Origin of the sequence: Gallibacterium genomosp. 3, from assembly GCF_001678475.1 — a bacterium.
Taxonomy (GTDB): Bacteria; Pseudomonadota; Gammaproteobacteria; order Enterobacterales; family Pasteurellaceae; genus Gallibacterium; species Gallibacterium faecale.
Genome location: NZ_JTJR01000032.1, coordinates 1 through 17,469 on the forward strand (window position 1 = coordinate 1; position 17,469 = coordinate 17,469).

General features: G+C 34.8%; 17 protein-coding genes and 3 pseudogenes. 13 read left to right on the forward strand and 7 right to left on the reverse strand.

The window, feature by feature from the left end:
* The first annotated feature begins 49 nt into the window (after positions 1-49).
* The 3 genes and pseudogenes from dinB to QV06_RS07835 all read left to right on the forward strand — a co-directional run bounded on the left by dinB (position 50) and on the right by QV06_RS07835 (position 2,702).
* Positions 50-1,114, forward strand: a pseudogene (dinB, locus tag QV06_RS07825) (DNA polymerase IV).
* A gap of 100 nt (positions 1,115-1,214) precedes the next feature.
* Entirely contained in the window at positions 1,215-2,078 is an 864-nt protein-coding gene (gene htpX / locus QV06_RS07830; protein ID WP_065237652.1) for a protease HtpX, read from the forward strand.
* A 288-nt stretch (positions 2,079-2,366) separates the two neighbouring features.
* Positions 2,367-2,702, forward strand: a complete 336-nt coding sequence (locus QV06_RS07835; RefSeq protein WP_065237653.1) for a hypothetical protein — start codon at positions 2,367-2,369, stop codon at positions 2,700-2,702.
* An 81-nt stretch (positions 2,703-2,783) separates the two neighbouring features.
* Here QV06_RS07835 and QV06_RS07840 read toward each other — a convergent pair whose 3' ends face one another.
* The 4 genes and pseudogenes from QV06_RS07840 to QV06_RS11525 form a co-directional block, all read right to left on the reverse strand.
* Positions 2,784-3,611 carry a nucleotidyl transferase AbiEii/AbiGii toxin family protein gene (locus tag QV06_RS07840; protein ID WP_065237654.1) on the reverse strand — a complete coding sequence of 276 codons (828 nt, stop codon included), beginning with the start codon at positions 3,609-3,611 and terminating at the stop codon, positions 2,784-2,786.
* Positions 3,584-4,048 carry a hypothetical protein gene (locus tag QV06_RS07845; protein WP_065237655.1) on the reverse strand — a complete coding sequence of 155 codons (465 nt, stop codon included), beginning with the start codon at positions 4,046-4,048 and terminating at the stop codon, positions 3,584-3,586. Before QV06_RS07845 ends, QV06_RS07840 begins: the two co-directional genes overlap by 28 nt.
* Before the next feature lie 86 nt (positions 4,049-4,134).
* Complete coding sequence (locus tag QV06_RS07850; protein WP_065237656.1) at positions 4,135-4,554, reverse strand: hypothetical protein; 420 nt, start codon at positions 4,552-4,554, stop codon at positions 4,135-4,137.
* Positions 4,555-4,557: 3 nt separating this feature from the next.
* A pseudogene (locus tag QV06_RS11525) lies at positions 4,558-5,593 on the reverse strand (IS1595 family transposase).
* 238 nt (positions 5,594-5,831) lie between these two features.
* Between QV06_RS11525 and QV06_RS12000 the strand changes: the two are divergent.
* Together QV06_RS12000 and QV06_RS07865 are read left to right on the forward strand one after the other, a co-directional pair.
* Entirely contained in the window at positions 5,832-6,044 is a 213-nt protein-coding gene (locus QV06_RS12000; protein ID WP_245174268.1) for an XRE family transcriptional regulator, read from the forward strand.
* Between the two features lie 200 nt (positions 6,045-6,244).
* Positions 6,245-7,153, forward strand: a complete 909-nt coding sequence (locus QV06_RS07865; protein ID WP_245174269.1) for an IS256 family transposase, variant Zn-binding type — start codon at positions 6,245-6,247, stop codon at positions 7,151-7,153.
* A gap of 143 nt (positions 7,154-7,296) precedes the next feature.
* On the opposite strand, the gene QV06_RS07870 is transcribed toward QV06_RS07865, so the two are convergent.
* Together QV06_RS07870 and QV06_RS07875 are read right to left on the reverse strand one after the other, a co-directional pair.
* Positions 7,297-7,734 carry a hypothetical protein gene (locus QV06_RS07870; protein WP_065237657.1) on the reverse strand — a complete coding sequence of 146 codons (438 nt, stop codon included), beginning with the start codon at positions 7,732-7,734 and terminating at the stop codon, positions 7,297-7,299.
* 1 nt (position 7,735) lies between these two features.
* Positions 7,736-9,010, reverse strand: a complete 1,275-nt coding sequence (locus QV06_RS07875) for an AAA family ATPase (protein WP_065237658.1) — start codon at positions 9,008-9,010, stop codon at positions 7,736-7,738.
* Positions 9,011-9,583: 573 nt separating this feature from the next.
* On the opposite strand from QV06_RS07875, the gene QV06_RS11535 reads away from it, so the two are divergent.
* The 3 genes and pseudogenes from QV06_RS11535 to QV06_RS07885 form a co-directional block, all read left to right on the forward strand.
* Positions 9,584-9,739, forward strand: a complete 156-nt coding sequence (locus QV06_RS11535) for a hypothetical protein (protein WP_209435889.1) — start codon at positions 9,584-9,586, stop codon at positions 9,737-9,739.
* Between the two features lie 457 nt (positions 9,740-10,196).
* Positions 10,197-11,321 carry an IS1595 family transposase gene (locus QV06_RS07880; protein ID WP_065237659.1) on the forward strand — a complete coding sequence of 375 codons (1,125 nt, stop codon included), beginning with the start codon at positions 10,197-10,199 and terminating at the stop codon, positions 11,319-11,321.
* A 232-nt stretch (positions 11,322-11,553) separates the two neighbouring features.
* Positions 11,554-12,051, forward strand: a pseudogene (locus QV06_RS07885) (elongation factor P hydroxylase); the annotation flags it as partial.
* Here QV06_RS07885 and can read toward each other — a convergent pair.
* The gene (can, locus tag QV06_RS07890) at positions 12,048-12,737 is read right to left on the reverse strand and encodes a carbonate dehydratase (protein WP_065237661.1); all 690 of its coding nucleotides are present in this window, start codon (positions 12,735-12,737) and stop codon (positions 12,048-12,050) included. The pseudogene QV06_RS07885 and the gene can sit on opposite strands and share 4 nt — an antisense overlap.
* 130 nt (positions 12,738-12,867) lie before the next feature.
* Between can and QV06_RS07895 the strand changes: the two genes are divergently transcribed.
* The 5 genes from QV06_RS07895 to modA all read left to right on the forward strand — a co-directional run bounded on the left by QV06_RS07895 (position 12,868) and on the right by modA (position 17,310).
* Positions 12,868-13,809, forward strand: a complete 942-nt coding sequence (locus QV06_RS07895; RefSeq protein WP_065237662.1) for an ABC transporter ATP-binding protein — start codon at positions 12,868-12,870, stop codon at positions 13,807-13,809.
* 1 nt (position 13,810) lies between these two features.
* Positions 13,811-14,581: an ABC transporter permease gene (locus QV06_RS07900; RefSeq protein ID WP_065237663.1), complete on the forward strand. Its 771-nt coding sequence runs from the start codon at positions 13,811-13,813 to the stop codon at positions 14,579-14,581.
* A gap of 22 nt (positions 14,582-14,603) precedes the next feature.
* Positions 14,604-15,323 carry a molybdate ABC transporter permease subunit gene (modB, locus tag QV06_RS07905; RefSeq protein ID WP_065237664.1) on the forward strand — a complete coding sequence of 240 codons (720 nt, stop codon included), beginning with the start codon at positions 14,604-14,606 and terminating at the stop codon, positions 15,321-15,323.
* Positions 15,316-16,383 carry a molybdenum ABC transporter ATP-binding protein gene (gene modC, locus QV06_RS07910; protein ID WP_065237665.1) on the forward strand — a complete coding sequence of 356 codons (1,068 nt, stop codon included), beginning with the start codon at positions 15,316-15,318 and terminating at the stop codon, positions 16,381-16,383. Before modB ends, modC begins: the two co-directional genes overlap by 8 nt.
* 168 nt (positions 16,384-16,551) lie before the next feature.
* A complete protein-coding gene (gene modA, locus QV06_RS07915; RefSeq protein WP_065237666.1) occupies positions 16,552-17,310 on the forward strand; it encodes a molybdate ABC transporter substrate-binding protein in 759 nt (252 codons plus the stop codon).
* Positions 17,311-17,469: the final 159 nt, after the last annotated feature.

Below are 17,469 nucleotides of genomic sequence, written 5' to 3' on the forward strand. Positions count from 1 at the left end.
AGTATTTTATTAAACTATCAGCTATTCAATATCCAATTACTGGAAAACAATGACTCAGCGAAAAATTATTCATATTGATATGGATTGTTTCTATGCTGCGATAGAGATTAGAGAGAATCCATCTTTAGCGGATAAACCTGTGGCTGTAGGAGGAACGCCACAACAACGAGGCGTATTAGCAACCTGCAACTATATTGCTCGTCAATATGGATTACACAGTGCTATGGCTACGGCACAAGCATTGAAACGTTGCCCGCATTTGGTATTACTTCCTGTGAATATGAAGTTTTATAAAGAGGTATCACAACAAATTCATCAAATTTTTCGGCGTTATACTGAAATTATTGAACCTTTATCATTAGATGAAGCTTATCTTGATGTAACGGAATCTACACAATGTTCTGGATCGGCAACATGGATTGCAGAAGCTATTCGGCGTGATATTTGGCAAGAATTACATTTAACAGCTTCAGCAGGCGTTGCTACATTAAAGTTTTTAGCCAAAATTGCCTCAGAGCAGAATAAGCCGAATGGACAATTTGTGATTTCACCAGAAAAAGTAGCTGAATTTGTTTATCACTTACCATTACGCAAAATTCCTGGTGTGGGAAAAGTAGTAGCAAGTAGGCTTACAGCAATGGGATTAGAAACCTGTGGTGATGTGCAACAATTTCCGCACCATATTTTAAATGATCAACTTGGTAAAATGGGAGAACGCATTTGGCAATTTAGCCACGCTATTGATGAGCGACAAGTCCAGCCATATCGAGAAAGAAAATCAGTTGGTGTAGAAGAAACCTTATTAACAGATTTAGCGACACCACCACAAAGCCGTCAAATTATGGAGAAACTCTACCAACAGCTATTACAGCGCTTACAAAAATATTCGTTAAATTTTGAAACACAAACATTTAAATTAGGTATTAAGTTAAAGTTTGTTGATTTTCAAACGACAACAGTAGAAAAAACAGGATTATTGTGTAACTTAGCGTATTTTTGGCAATTATTAGAGATCGCTTAGCAACGGAGTCGAGGACGAAAAGTGCGTTTGATTGGCTTACATTTATATTTACCAGAAAGACAGCAATATCAACAAATGAGCCTATGGGAATAAAAGAAAAATTATTCTTTAATAACCCCTTGAAATTTATTTAATAAGTACGATATAAAAGACCGTTTTTGATGACATCATTACTAGAGGGAGAATGTAAAAAATGATGAGGATTATACTGTTTCTAATCACAAACATGGCGGTATTGTTTGTGTTTAATATTATTTTGACGCTGACGGGAATTCGTTCTCAAGATGCAATGGGATTATTGATTTTTGCTGCGTTGTTTGGTTTTAGTGGTTCACTCATTTCACTCTTTCTATCGAAAACAATGGCAAAACGTTCTGTGGGTGCTGAGGTGATTACTAATCCACAAAATGAAATAGAACGTTGGTTAGTTAATACGGTTAAACAACAAACCGAAAAATTAGGTTTACCGATGCCAGAAGTGGCAATTTATCATTCTGCTGATGTGAATGCGTTTGCAACAGGCGCGAGTAAAAATAATTCATTAGTTGCGGTAAGTACCGGACTATTAAATAGTATGACACGTGATGAAGCGGAAGCTGTATTAGCTCACGAAGTTAGCCATATTGCCAATGGTGATATGGTAACTATGACTTTGTTACAAGGTGTGTTAAATACCTTTGTCATTTTCTTATCGCGTCTCATTGCGAGCGTAGCAGCACAAAGCCGTAGTAGTGATGAAGAAAGTAGTTCAAATTCAGGTATTTACTTCCTCGTATCTATGGTATTAGAAGTCGTATTTGGTTTCCTTGCAAGTATGATTGCGATGTGGTTCTCACGTTATCGTGAATTCCACGCGGATGCAGGTTCAGCTCATTTAGTGGGTAAACAAAAAATGATTGCTGCATTACGCCGTTTACAAGCAATTCATGAACCTGAAGAATTAACAGGACAATTAGCAGCGTTTGCAATTAATGGTAAAAGAAGCGGTTTGGCAAGTTTATTTATGAGCCACCCACCATTAGAAAAACGTATTGAAGCGCTACAAAATTTAAAATAATCAGTTAAGTGGTTATGATGGGTTAATGCCTTAATTATTTTAATTAAGGCATTAATTATTTAGGGTATAAAATCAGCTACGCCAATATTATAAAAATCTAAAAAAGATAAACTCATTGTAGTAATTAGATAGATGAATTAAACAAAGCAGTATGGAACATAGAATAGAAGATCTTATGGCGATTTTTAATCGCTGTTTTTCGGTATTATGTAGCAGTTGCACAAAGATTTAACCGATTGAAAACATTAAAATCCCTATTGAAATTTGATTCAATAGGGATTTTCTATTATGGCACAAAAGTTATCCAAGCAAGAGCTAATTGAGCGATTATTACTATTAAGGGAAAAACAAGAAATCTTAACCCAGCAACAGAACGCTTTAACGCAGGAAATCAATGAGCCAACATTATCCTTTATGCCTAAAGAGCCTAAATCCCCTTCATTGATTACGATGACCTTAATCGCAAAAGTATTAAGAGAATATAATGATTGGTTAAGTTGCGGTGAAATTGCAGAGCGAGTGCTTGAATTGCAAGGGCAATGGCAGTTTGTTGATGTGGGTGATGTGTATTATCAGGCGACAAAGCGTATTTTGCTACGGTTGTTGAAGAAAAGGCTAGTATAACGCAGGAGGATTCATTGGCGGTTGAGACCATTGTTCTCTTATTCGTGAAAAATAGCGGTATTTCACCGCTATTTTATTAACTTAAAATTTAAATTTCAAAGTAGATGATAGTTCTGATTTATTTTCTTCTTTTTTATTATTTGTTGCTACTGCAAGCAAATCACTAAAATCCTTTGTGTGATTAGGCTTTATCATTTGCATCGCGGGGTGATTTTCCATTTGTTTAGTTAGATAAATCTCATTTGCTATTTTATTAAGTTCAAGAGCAACTTGCTCAACGTCCATAATCTTATTGAGTAATGGATCTGCTTCAATATCTTCACGGTATAAACTCACTAATTTATCAGGATCTTGAGCGAACCCTTGTAATCGTTCGCTTAAATTCATTGTGAAGTATTCGGCATAATTTTTCGCAATAAAATGTAGATCAAATAAATCACGCCCTTTTGTACGAGTATTATCGCCATCATAAGCTGCTTTAAGTTTATTATCTATGATTCTATCAACAGATGAAAAACGAATACCATCTTTAATGGTAATTTGTTCGTCAGGTGTTGGTGTGCGATAAGAAATTTCCATTTTGAGAGAATCTCTTATACCTGTATCACGAATATGATAATTTATCATATAGCGGCTTACCGTATCGGTATCTTTCTTAACATTAATATCATCAATAATAATGCCGTGCGGTGCAGATGTTTTGATTTTATTGAGTAAATTTAATTTCTTTGATGAATCAAAATCTAAATCTTCCGAGAAGCGATTTAAACCGTAACCAAGATAAAGAGCTGTACCACCTTTTAATACAAGCGGTGTATCAGAGAGATTCTTTAAAATATTTACCATCAATTTTTCGTGATTTCTATCACGCTCTGTAAGCATTATGCTATCGGGTTTTTGCGTTTCCATAATTGTAAATTTTCCCTTTCCTGTGGTGTTAAAAGTGGTTCTATTTGATTTAATAATTTATAAACTGATTGTTTATCTTCTTCATTTGGAAACCAATCATCTAAAATTACGCGCCCTATTGAACCTGTTTGTAGTACCGCGGTATAAAGATAGTCCACGCAGGCTCTGGGGTGATCCGCAAGCCATACAGGACTATTTTCTGGGTAATACCCCATTGCATTTAAGCGAGATGTGCCATCAATAATACCTAAATTTCCAAGTAGGTGGTGCGTATTATGCTTTTGCTGAGTACCATAGATATAAAAATCTTGCGGATAAGCATCATCATTTAATGCCGCAGCACTATGCCAATCCCCAGTACCTTGTGGACTATGTATATTTAATGCCACGATACTACTGACATAATAATTGGGGTGTGTTGGTGGAATCATCAACATAAAAATATTTCCTAAATCAATATAATGTGGTTATTATTCGTAAACCTTATTTTGACATCAATTATACTTAATATTAGATAATTTGATTAGATTTTCCACTGCCAATAAACTTCACCTCGTTTTAATTCAGTTCTTGTAACCCAACCCCTTTTATGAAACTCATTAAGTTGTTTACGGACTGAGTCCAAATGTTTATCTGATGGTTTATCAGTGTTTTCTTCAATATCGAAAATACATCGAGTAATCTCTGCGATAGTGAAACTTTTATAAGGCGTTTCTCGCATAATCTGTACGATATATTTACGGATTTTACCTTTAAATAACTTATACTTACGGCGATAAGTAAAAGTAGAGGTATTGTGTTCAATAATATCACGTTCTTCTTGTAATAAACGAATTGCTTGCTTTAAAGTTCTAATACTTTCATCAAGTTGCATTAAATGTTGCAATACTTGTTTACGTTCAAATTGAAGTTCTTTTAGTTTTTTATCAATGTTATATGCCATAATTTACTGCCAAATCACTTCTTGATGAACAATTTTTCGTTGCCAATAATCGCACCATTCATTGTTATTGTTGGTGGTATTTAGGCATTTACCGAGAATATCATTAAATTGCCAACCATTTGATTTGCGGCGGTTATCTTCACGGTAGGCTATTTCGTTTGCATAGTTGAGTAAGTAAGTATTACTCATTTTATGCACTTGCCCGTAATATATGTTTAAATCGACTAAATAGGCTTTCTGCTTGATTGTTGGTTATACCTAAATCACTCCGATATTCATCTTTATGGTTTACCGTGCATAAATCATAATCTAGCATTAAATCGCTATAAGCATTACTTTCGTCTGTATTGATTCGGCTCTTTTTCTCAATATAGGCATTAGCAAAACGATTTACGACAGACGGATTTTCAGCATAGGTAATAAAAACATGTGAGCGTTTTGCCCCACGATTGAGTTTATCTGTTTCTTTCTCAATCATAGAATAATGCTCACGAGCTACCATTACACATCGTTTATTGGGGCTTTGATTCTCTTTTAAACGATAATCCAAGCGGTCTGATTTCTTGTTCGCTTTGCGTGGGGCTGGGTGAACATAAGTACCGTCCATATCAATTTCGCCTGATAAAGATTGTAAATCCCGTGTTTCAAGCAAGGCCTTACGGATTTTATGCGACAACACAAACGCTGTGCGATAATTGATATTCACATCTCGTGATAATTGGTTGGTTGAAATGCCTTTTACCGCATTAACAAATAACGCAATGGCGAATAAGTAAGTCTGAATCGGTAGCTTATGATTGGCAAAAATCGTGCCTGATGTCACGCTGAAAGTATGCTTACAATGTTTACACCGCCATTGCTTGCGAGTAGAAATAAAATAGGCGTGATATTGTACACCACATTTCGGACAGACCACATTTTTCTCACTTCCCTAACGGATTTCACAAAGCATCGAAAACGCTTGTGCATCAGATAGACGAGCTATCTTGATGGGCGAAAGCGTGCGGGCTTTGCTGGTAAGAAGGAAGTGGAAAGCCATTTGATTAACCTTATAAATGAGTGGTAGATAAAGTCGCAAAAAGGTATAATTTCTAAAACTAGATTAGATATACACGCTTTTGCGTATAAAGTCAATAAGGTTGCCATAATGCGTATATTTGAACGTTTAAAGCTCGTTTGCGAATATCAAGGTTGGAAGTTGAAAGATTTTTCTGCTATCACTGAATTGCCCTACCGTACAGCTCAAGGCTATTTAAGCAGTGATAGAGAAGGAAGGAATGACAGCTATTTGTATAAAGGCAAATGTAAACTTAAACTGGTTGCTTACTGGTAATGGCTCAATGTTTGTTGATGTCACAGAGCAAGTTCGCACTTTAACGAGAGATGAAGAACATCTATTAACTCAATATCAGAAATGTAATGAGATGGGAGAAAAGGCTATTTTGCTAAGTGTGAACGCCATTTCTTCTGAACAGGTATTTCAAAAATAGCGAGTATTTTATTTACTCGCTATCAAGCTAGGAAAATCGTTTAGGCTTCTGGAGTAACAAAACGGAGTAAATCTTTAAGAGCCTTGATTTCACTGTCTTTTTGTTGGCATAATAGAAAAAAGGTTGGTAAAAATTGAGTTAAAACCTTATAGTACAAGGCTTTAACCCATCCTTTTCAAATATGAATAAAAACGTGTCCTTTGTGCCAATCATCCAAAACACAAAAGTATGGCTTTAAAAATAAGCTTCAACGTTATAAATGTTTGGCTTGTAATAAAGTATTTACCTTAAAATCTAAACTTAATCCTACCCAAATTTGGCTTGATTATTCAGTAGGAAAACAAACATACCAGCAGTTAGCGGATAAATATCATTGCTCCATTAGAACTATTCAAAGACATTTAGAAAAAGCCCCTAAATCGCTTTTAAATTCTCCTAAAAATAAATATCTAAACCTTATTATTGATACGACCTTTTTTCATCGTGATTTTGGCATAATGGTATTTATGGATAGCTATTCAACAAAAGTGATTTACCACCAAATTGTGAAGACGGAAAAAGATATTTACTATAAGAAAGCACTCAATCGTTTAAGAGAAAAAGGCTATGTAATTCAATCAATTACTTGTGATGGTCGCCGAGGATTATTAAAGGATTTATTGAATACGCCGACACAGATGTGTCAATTTCATTTAGTGGCGATTGTGATGCGAGCATTAAGAAAAAAGCATCAATCTCACGCAGGAAGGGAATTAAAAACCATCGCAAAAACTTTGAAAACGACCTCAAAAAATGAATTCTATATTAAAAATATATCATGGAAAATAAAACATAAAGCATTTTTAAATGAATGTTCAGATAAACCCAATGAGAAAGGAAAATATCCTTATAAACACCGAAATGTAAGAAGTGCAACAACCAGTATTACATGTTATTTTGAATATATTTTTACTTACGAAAAGTATCCTGACCTAAATATTGAAAAGACAATAAATCGAATAGAGGAGCTATTTAAAGAACTGAAAGACAAATTACGCCCACATAGCCATTTAACAAGAAAAGATAAGTTCTTGTTTATACAGGATTTTTTAAATAAAAAGAGTTGGTAATTATTATTTGAAAATAAAAAATCAACCTTTTTGCCTACTATGCATTCTTTTCGTGCTAGATAAATCAGCATAGTGGATATTACCAAAAACTTTACCTACTAAGCCATATTTTAGAGATAGTCCTTTAGTAGAGACAAGCCAAACTACCCCTTCTTTTTTTTATGAAAACAACCTGATTTGTAAAATCTATGATCTTTATCTAAAAAAACAACATAGAAAAAACCATCAGATAAAAAACCAGCTACCCTAGAATGCTGATGAAGTTTTTGTATTGTTCCCCAATTACTACTTTCATTTAAATCAGAAGGACACGAAAAATCCGTTACCTCAGGTGATGGAAATTTCCCATATAAAGAAATAATTCCACTTTTTAGTAATTCTAGATAAGAAGTCTTTTGTATATAATCAATCTTATCCAAAAAGGTTCTTAAATGCTTACCATCATTCTCATTTTCCCAGTCTGAAAGAGATTGCCCCACTTTATCTTTCTTACCTTGATAATACTTCCAACTTATTAAAAGGTTATCCAAATTAGTCGGATTAGGTTCTAAATGATTTTGTTTTCTTGGTTTTATTGACATTTTATTTTAGCAAGTTCTCAATAATATCTTTATTTTCAAAAAGTGGAATCGCATTATAGGCACCTTTAAGATAATTTGATGCATAATCTGTATTTGCTAACGCCTTAAACTCCACTAAAGAATATATTCCACTTTCGCCAAATTCATTTTTATTAATAAACCAAATTTGATCTTCATTAAAAATATTTTTATCAATTAAGTTAGTATCTTGAGCCGACGCAATTAATTGACATTCTTTGTTATCTTCGTTAAAGATCTTAAATATATATTTCATCAAAAGGGTATGAAATTTTGAGTCAATTTCATCACAAACTAAAATATGCTTATTCTGAATAGAATCATATATTGGACCTAGCAATGCAATAAGTTTTTTTGTTCCTTCTGATTCCAACCTAAAAGGCAATTCATATGACTTTCCATTAATATTCTTTATAATATTAACTTTTTTTGCATTGATTTTCTTATCTTTTATTTCTGTCGTCATTTGAATAAGATCGATAAATTTCTCTATAAATTCTTTTTCTTTGTTTTGCACTCTCTGTTTATTTTTGACTTTGTTCAACGTTAGTTTTAATTCTTTAGGATCCATATTTTCAAATAATGACAAAACATCATCCTTAAAATCTATTTTGTCTATCTGAACGCTTGGTAAGAATTTTGAAGCCCAATTATAAAACTCTGGATCTTTTTCAAATAAATTTAAACTAAAATTAAGAAGCCCATCATCTAATAAGCCAGAAATAATATGTAATTTGTTAAACCAATTTATTATATTCTTAGAGTGTTTTCCACCAACCCCTGCAATTATGGATACAATAGGGATATTTTGGATGTTATCAGAATTTATAATTTCTTTCGTTTCCTGATTAAAATAATTTGTTGATTCAGAAAAAAGGTCAGAAACATAACTTAGAACATTATTATTTCTTGTAAATAAAATATTCTTTTTACTAATATCCTGTTCAGGATATATACAAAGTTCCTCAGAAATAATTTTGTTATCTAAAAATGATAGTGAATAAGTATATATTTCTTGACTGAGTATAGATATTTCAAATGTAGATGGTCTATTTTCAACTTTGTTAAATAAAAAAGGAACAATCTCTTCTAAATAATTCTTACTTAATTCATTTGTTGATTTCAAAACAATTTTCTTTAATAGAGCTAAAGAACCGATAAAATTAGATTTCCCCGAAGCATTTGCACCAAATATTAAAGACGATGTTAATAAATTTTCTTTATAAATTAAATTGCCAAAAAAATTTGACTTCAACATGTTAAGTGATTGTTTAGAGCTAAAAGATAAATGATTGGATACAGAAAAGTTTATTAACATAATGAATTTATTACCAGGTTAAAATTCAAACAATATAGTGTTTATTTAGAATGCCCTAACTGAAAAATCAGTAGCTTAATGACAAAATCCTTGCGAGTAGTCTATCGCATATCCCCCTTTGACGCAATAAGAAATCATGGGTTCTCCTAAATATTAATAATTCAAACTACAAACCCGATAGCGTACTTTCCTCAAGTAGTGCCTCTGCTGACATTTCTATGCCGCTCATCCAGTCATAAACATTTTAACTAAATCTTTCAAAGCCTTAATTTCACTATCTTTTCGTTTAAATAGCTTATTTAACAAAACTTCCTTTCGGATGCATGATAAAGAGCTGATTTCAATCGTTCAATCTCAATCAATAATGGAGCTTCGCCAATATCTTGATACACCGCACCTTGCGGTAATTAAATTTGGAAGCAAATATTCTTTTCGCCTGATTGGATAAGCTCAACAATATCAATATCCAAAATTTGCGTTATTTGTTCGAGTTTATCTAAATAGAGCTGTGTAGTGGTAAAAGCAGAAGGTACAGAGCTTAATGCAGGCACAAGCGAAAAAGTCGCAGGTCCAATCGGTCCAGCACCGCTCTACGATACGCAATATCCGTACAGTCCAAAGGTTTCAGGGAATCCTTATCCTGCGATTCCTGCACAGAATTTACAGTAACGCTGTAAACCATCTTCTTAATCGAGTGTTTTGAAGATTTTGAAAATTTTGTTCTTTATAAGGCTACTGTAACAAGTAGCCTTTTGTCTTTACATCACTCTCTTTTATTGACTTCATCGCCGTTTTCCCTTACATTCCACCTGCTTTGAATGTATTTTTATATTTAACCTACATCATCTTTATATTTAATTTATATCCTATGATTTATAGGATAGCAGCTTAGTCTGCAATGTGTAAGTAGCCATTCCATTTGAATCGCTATTTAACTAAACGAGTTTATCTCGCTGCACCTAATGATTGACTTGTAATTATTCGGTGTGTATTACTGGTGTTCAGAGCAATATAAACGCTTTGAGCCGATCTGAATTTTCAGATGGGCGATTTTTTATGTCTAGTGTTTACCAAAATGCTTTGAGTACCTTGTCGTACACACAAGGAATACTTATGGCTCAACATTATTTACTCTCAAGATTTACTCTCAAGCAAATCCAAAACCTTATCCCTTAAACAGATTTTTCGCCTAAGCGAAGATGAAGCCTTCCAACTTTTAAAAGTAAACCGTTGGGGAAATTCTAATAACATCAAAGATGTTTGCTGTCCGCATTGCGGTATTCGCCACGAAGCCTATTTTCTCGCATCACGCAAACGTTGGTGCTGTAAGCATTGCAAACGGAATTTCTATCTCACCACCAATACGGCTTTTGCGTTTCACAAGCTCTCTTTTGTCGATTTGCTGGCGGCAATCTTGCTTTTTGTAAGCGAAGTAAAAGGCATTTCAGCCATTTCAATGAGCTGCCATCTCAACATTCACTACACGACAGCTTTTGTACTTTGCCATAAATTGCGTGAAGCCTTATTCAAAACACGAGATTTAAGCCCATTACAAGGCGAAATTCACGAAGATGGGGTTTGGATAAACTTCAAGCTAAGAAAATCCAATTTTCGCAAAAATACGCATAAACAACGTGATAAAAAGACGAAGTACCCGAAATTCAGACCGACAAAACGTTGTATTATCAGCTTAAATCAACGGGCATCAAACGATGAAACCTTGTGGGGTTCAAATCGCACCATTGTTGCAATGGATTACAGTGAAAGTGCCAACACCATACTTGCGCTCAATCACCAGTTTGTTAAAGTTGGAAGTGATATTATGTGTGATGAAAATCCTGCTTATACAAATTTAGGTTTCCACTACTCAAGATGGTCGGTCAATCATCAGGAAGCATACAGTTATCAAGGGATTAACAACAACCTAGCTGAATCCTTCAATGCAAGATTCCGTGATTTACATCGTGGCGTACATCATAAAATCGACAACAAATACGCCTTACATTATGCGAACCAAGCTGCTTTTATGTCGGATAACCGCCGTAAATCCAATGGTGAGCTATTCAGCGATATACTCAAACGTTGCTTATGGGTTTTACCACTCAGAGAATGGGTAGGTTACTGGCAGGGAAATCATCGAAACGATGAGCTTATTGGAATGACGGCATTTAGCCCAGAAGAAATTTCCCAAACCTACTTCAAGAATCTCAATGAGATGATGAAGTACGAGCAGGAATTACTTGCCGCCTAGCGTTTAATCGCAAAACAACATTCAGATTCACATCAGGGAAAATTGCTTACCTTTTACAAGGTTGAGCGGATTAGTTACGTCTATTGCAGGGAAATTTAGTGCAATGAACAGGGAAATTAGTTAAAATCCCACAAAATAAATACCCTTAACCTTGATTTCAGGGCTAAGGGTATCAGAAATTTTACTGCGGTTAAGATGAATTTTCGGTCTTTGTGCAACTGCTACATAATACCGCTGTTTTTATGAAGAATATAATACAAAATTAGAAAAAGGCGGGGATGAACCTGTCTATTTACCCGCTACAAGCGAGCGTCCTTATCATGCGATTTATTTTGCTCGTGGCTTTTTTAGTAGTGGTTTACACGAGATTGCACATTGGCTAGTTGCAGGCAAAGCGCGTAGAGAATTAGAAGATTTTGGTTATTGGTATGAACCTGATGGACGCAGTGAAGATCAACAAAGAGAATTTGAAAAAGTAGAAGTGAAACCTCAAGCGTTGGAATGGATTTTGGCTAATGCAGCAGGTTTCCGATATTTTGCTAGTGCCGATAATTTGAATGGTAATCCGGGAGATACAGGTCCATTTAAACAGAAAGTTTATCAACAAGTGTGTGATTATGTCGCCAGAGGTTTACCAAAAAGGGCGGAAAAACTCCGCTTAGCATTAGCAGAGTTTTATCATCGACCAACAGAGATTAATTTAGCTGAATTTGATGTGACAAAGATTTAATCTGTGTCATTTTGGTTAGGGGTAACTTGTTGCTCTTCATACTCTAAAAGGAGTTTCGCAATAGCTTGGCGATAGGTAATTTCTAAGGTTTCACGGCTAGTTGCAATTACACCTTGATCAATTAAAAAACCATCGCTGACATCATAAACCCAACCATGCAAAGAGAGCTTTTTTCCTCGGTTCCAAGCGGAACGAACAATAGAGGATAAGCCAAGATTATAAACTTGTTCAGCAACATTAATACGTGTGAGTGCGTCCGCACGTTTTTGTGGCGGTAATTTGCCAAGTAAATGACTGTGCTTAAACCAAATATCACGAATATGTAAGAGCCAGTTATTGATTAAGCCAAGATCATCATTATTCATGGCAGCGTGAATACCACCACAATTAGTATGACCACAAATAATAATATGCTCAATATCGAGGACATCGACAGCATATTGAACAACAGATAGACAGTTTAAATCGGTATGAATAACTTGATTCGCAACATTCCGATGGACGAAAAGTTCACCAGGACCTAAATTAGTGAGCTTTTCGGCAGGAACACGGCTATCAGAACAACCAATCCATAAATAAGTTGGTTTTTGATGTTCTGCAAGATGTGCAAAGTAATCTGCGTGTTGCTCTTTCATTTCCGTTGCCCATTTAAAATTATTGGCAAATAGTTTTTCGATTTTCTTCATTAGTTACACCTTTTATCCTTGAAGATATGCTATATTGTCGGGCGTTTTGCATTATACCGAGAAAAAATTTCCTGCCTATGACCTTTTAATTAAATTAATAAAAAAAATAACAATGTAAGTAAGGGTGATTATGTTTGCATTAGAAATAAATCAATTAACAAAATCATATAGTAATGGCTTTAAAGCATTACATGGCATTGATTTACACGTTAAAGAGGGCGATTTTTATGCGTTACTTGGCCATAACGGTGCGGGTAAATCGACCACGATTGGTATCATCAGTTCATTAGTCAATAAAACCAGCGGTGAAGTAAAAGTATTTGGCTATGACTTGGATACCCAATTAACAGAATTAAAAAAACAACTTGGGGTAGTACCACAAGAGTTTAATTTTAATAACTTTGAGAAAGTAATTGATATTTTGACTAATCAAGCTGGGTATTATGGTGTACCACGTCAAGAAGCATTAAAACGAGCAGAGTATTGGTTGAAAAAATTAGATTTATGGGATAAGCGTCAGCAAAAATCGATGCGTTTATCAGGGGGAATGAAACGTCGATTAATGATCGCGCGTGCATTAATGCATAACCCACGCCTATTAATTTTAGATGAACCGACTGCTGGGGTAGATATCGAATTACGCCGTACTATGTGGCAATTTTTACAAGAGTTAAATCAACAAGGTACGACCATTATTTTAACGACGCATTATCTTGAAGAGGCTGAAATGCTATGCCGTAATATCGGTATTATTCAGCAGGGACGTTTAGTGGTAAATACGTCGATGAAAGCATTATTAGCGAAGTTAGAAACAGAAACCTTTATTCTTGATTTAGCAGAAACTAGAAATGAGATTAGCTTGCAAGATTATCGCTTTAAACTAGTTGATGCGATGACGCTTGAAGTAGAAGTACACCGTGAGCAAGGATTAAATAATTTATTTCATCAATTAACAGCACAAGGGATTACGGTATTAAGTATGCGTAATAAAGCGAATCGTTTAGAAGAGCTATTTGTCAGTATGGCATTAAATAAATCGGATGCAGATAAGGCAATACAGGAGGGAAAATAAGATGTCATCATTAGCATGGGTTGCCTATAAAACGATTTTACGTAAAGAAATCCAACGTTTTATGCGAATTTGGGTACAAACACTGGTACCACCTGCAATCACTATGATGTTATATTTCATTATTTTTGGACAATTAATTGGTAGCCGGATTGGGGAGATGCACGGCGTAAGTTATATGCAATTTATTGTTCCTGGTTTAATTATGATGTCAGCAATTACCAATTCATTTTCTAATGTTGCTTCATCATTTTATAGCGCGAAGTTTGCCCGTAATGTGGAAGAGCTACTGGTATCACCAACTTCACCACATATTATTATTTTAGGCTATATTTCAGGTGGAATGGCGCGAGGTATTTTTGTTGGTTTCTTAGTGACTTTAGTTTCACTGTTTTTTGTGCGTTTTGATGTCTATTCTTGGTTAGTGATTGTCGGGATCTTATTGATGACGACAGCAGTATTCGCATTAGGAGGTTTAATTAATGCCGTGTTTGCTCGTTCGTTTGATGATACTTCAATTATTCCAACCTTTGTATTGACGCCATTAACATATCTTGGCGGGGTGTTTTACTCTATTTCATTGTTGCCTGAGTTTTGGCAATGGGTATCAAAATTAAACCCGATCGTGTATATGATTAATGGTTTTCGTTATGGTTTCTTAGGGATTAGTGATGTATCCTTACATTATACTTTCGCTGTGTTATCATTATTTATCATTGTGTTGTATTACTTTGTATATCAATTAATTAAGCGCGGTGTTGGTTTAAGAAACTAATCAAATTAAGAGGCAAATCATAATGGGAGAATTACAACGTTATTTCTCTTTTTCCCCGCAAGAATTGAAAGCCTTGTGGTTGAGTTTAGAAGTCGCTTTAGGTGCGGTACTTTGGAGTTTGCCTCTTGCTATTTTTGTGGCTTGGCTATTGGCACGTAAAAACTTTTACGGCAAAACGATTCTCAATAGTGTGATCTATCTTCCCCTTGTTCTTCCTCCAGTAGTGATTGGTTATTTATTATTAGTAATCATGGGGCGTAAGGGCGTTATTGGGCAATATCTGTATGATTGGTTTGGTTTCTCTTTTGCATTTAGTTGGCGAGGGGCAATTTTAGCGTCCGCTGTGGTAGCCTTTCCATTGGTTGTACGTTCTATCCGCTTATCTCTAGAAAGCATTGATACAAATTTAGAAGCAACGGCGAGAACACTCGGTGCATCACCTTATCGAGTCTTTTTTACTATTACATTACCATTAGCTTTACCAGGTGTATTAGCTGGAATGGTGTTAGGATTTGCGCGCTCATTAGGGGAATTTGGTGCTACCATTACGTTTGTTTCCAATATCGTAGGGCAAACACAAACTATTCCATTGGCAATGTATTCTTTTATTCAAACGCCGGGTGCTGAAGATCAGGCGTTCAAGCTCTGTTTACTCTCAATTATGTTGTCATTGTTGTCGTTACTATTATCAGAATGGCTCTCTCGTTATATGTATAAAAAATTAGGACAACGTCATGCTTAATTTGCAAGTTAAAAAGCATTTTCCTGCCCTTTCAGTAGAACTTGATCTACAAATTCCTACTAATGGGATTACGATGATTTTTGGACGATCTGGTGCAGGGAAGTCCTCCTTATTAAATATGGTGAGCGGGTTAAGTAAACCTGATCAAGGGCGAATTAGTTTAGTGGATCGGGTGTTGGTGGATACAGAGAAGCAGATAAATGTACCCATTGAAAAGCGCAATATTGGTTATGTTTTTCAAGAAGCTCGTTTATTTCCTCATTATCGAGTAAAAGGAAATCTGCAATATGGTATGGCAAAACAGGAACAGGGTAAGTTTGATGCTATTGTTGAGTTATTAGGATTGAGCCAGTTATTAGATCGTTATCCATTAACATTATCAGGCGGTGAAAAACAACGAGTAGCGATAGGGAGAGCCTTACTTTCTAATCCACAAATTTTATTAATGGATGAGCCATTATCTGCATTAGATATGCCACGTAAGCAAGAGTTGATGCGTTATTTGCTACGTTTAGTTAAAGAGATCGAAATTCCTATTTTATACGTCACCCATAGTTTAGAAGAATTAAAAATGTTAGCGGATCGAGTGATTCTATTAGAAGAGGGAAAATTAGTAGAATTTGCTGATTTAGAAACAATATGGAATAACGGATTATTAGCAGAATGGCAACAAAATCAAGTGATACAATGGATCTATCAAGGTCAATTAATAGAGAAATCAGATAATTGTCAGCACGGCATTGTGCAAGTGGCTAATCAACGCTTTCAAGTAACACTTAATCAAGATTATCTATTAGGTGAAACGCTAAAAATTGTCATTAATCAGCAAGATCTTTTTCTTTCTTTAGCGCCACTGATTGACAGTAGCGTTACTCATTGTTGTCAAGGAATTATTACTAGAATTGTTGAAATGGCAACGCATATTGCAGTAACTGTAACGATTTCAGCATCAATGATGGTGGTTGTTCCTATCGAAAAATCAATTTATCAAAAAATGCAACTTATTGTAAATCAACAAGTTTATCTTAATATTTTGCATATCCACTTATTAGCTTATTAATCAGATATAACAAATTTGGATATCAATTATTCGTAGAATATGCTCGCTTGTTAGTGGATAATTGCCTACAATTCGTTTCCATAGGTAATATTTTGCCTTACGGAAGTATTAATTAAGAGATTTCTCTTAGATTAATAGTTCATAATCAATTTTTGATAGGAGAAACCTATGTTTAAAAAGTTATTAGTTACCTCATTAGTTGCGTTAACTGCAAGCCTGGCAAACGCAGAACAAGTTACGGTATTTGCCGCAGCCTCAATGACTAACGCCTTGCAGCAAGTTGCTGATGATTACAAGAAAAAAGTACCTGATGATGAAATTGTCTTTTCTTTTGCGTCTTCATCAACATTAGCAAATCAAATTGCTGAGGGAGCACCAGCAAATATCTTTGTTTCTGCTAATACTAAATGGATGAACTATTTGAAAGAAAAAGGTTTAACTGTGGCAGGTAGCGATAAAATTTTAGTTGGTAATGAATTAGTGATGATTGCAAATCAAGACAGCAAAATTGATAAAGTGGATATTGCAAAAGGTGAATGGATTAAGCAATTAGATAATAATTTTCTTTCTGTCGGCGATCCTGATCATGTGCCGGCTGGTCAATATATGAAAGCAGCAACCACCAAATTAGGATTCTGGGATAAAATTGAAGCTAAATTAGCTCGTGGTAAAGATGTACGTGCTGCATTAGCGTTAGTAGAACGTAATGAAGCACCTTTAGGTGTAGTGTATGGTACTGATGCTAAACAAAGTAAAAAAGTGAAAGTTGTTGGTGTGTTTCCAGCAGATAGCTATCCAAAAGTGGAATACCCAGTTGCCTTATTAAAAGATCATGATAGCAAAGCAGCAAAAGCATTCTTTGATTATTTGCAATCAGATGATGCGAAACAAGTATTTATTCAATATGGTTTTAGTGTTGCGAAATAATTGAAGGATATTTGGTAATTAAACCCACGATTTTTTGTGGGTTTTTAGACTGCTAATAGACCTAAATTTAGTTATAAATCTTAATAAATGCTTAATGGGATCCCTATCACACTTGCCCGAATGCAAATAAGATTTTCAGGCAAAAAAAGTGATCATTTT

Excerpts from the sequence above, each read along its gene's own strand:
- htpX (WP_065237652.1), top strand. The coding sequence starts at position 1,215 with ATGATGAGGATTATACTGTTTCTAATCACAAACATGGCGGTATTGTTT.
- QV06_RS07835 (WP_065237653.1), top strand. The coding sequence starts at position 2,367 with ATGGCACAAAAGTTATCCAAGCAAGAGCTAATTGAGCGATTATTACTA.
- QV06_RS07840 (WP_065237654.1), bottom strand. The coding sequence starts at position 3,611 with ATGGAAACGCAAAAACCCGATAGCATAATGCTTACAGAGCGTGATAGA.
- QV06_RS07845 (WP_065237655.1), bottom strand. The coding sequence starts at position 4,048 with ATGTTGATGATTCCACCAACACACCCCAATTATTATGTCAGTAGTATC.
- QV06_RS07850 (WP_065237656.1), bottom strand. The coding sequence starts at position 4,554 with ATGGCATATAACATTGATAAAAAACTAAAAGAACTTCAATTTGAACGT.
- QV06_RS12000 (WP_245174268.1), top strand. The coding sequence starts at position 5,832 with ATGACAGCTATTTGTATAAAGGCAAATGTAAACTTAAACTGGTTGCTT.
- QV06_RS07870 (WP_065237657.1), bottom strand. The coding sequence starts at position 7,734 with ATGTCAATAAAACCAAGAAAACAAAATCATTTAGAACCTAATCCGACT.
- QV06_RS07875 (WP_065237658.1), bottom strand. The coding sequence starts at position 9,010 with ATGTTGAAGTCAAATTTTTTTGGCAATTTAATTTATAAAGAAAATTTA.
- can (WP_065237661.1), bottom strand. The coding sequence starts at position 12,737 with ATGAAGAAAATCGAAAAACTATTTGCCAATAATTTTAAATGGGCAACG.
- QV06_RS07895 (WP_065237662.1), top strand. The coding sequence starts at position 12,868 with ATGTTTGCATTAGAAATAAATCAATTAACAAAATCATATAGTAATGGC.
- QV06_RS07900 (WP_065237663.1), top strand. The coding sequence starts at position 13,811 with ATGTCATCATTAGCATGGGTTGCCTATAAAACGATTTTACGTAAAGAA.
- modB (WP_065237664.1), top strand. The coding sequence starts at position 14,604 with ATGGGAGAATTACAACGTTATTTCTCTTTTTCCCCGCAAGAATTGAAA.
- modC (WP_065237665.1), top strand. The coding sequence starts at position 15,316 with ATGCTTAATTTGCAAGTTAAAAAGCATTTTCCTGCCCTTTCAGTAGAA.
- modA (WP_065237666.1), top strand. The coding sequence starts at position 16,552 with ATGTTTAAAAAGTTATTAGTTACCTCATTAGTTGCGTTAACTGCAAGC.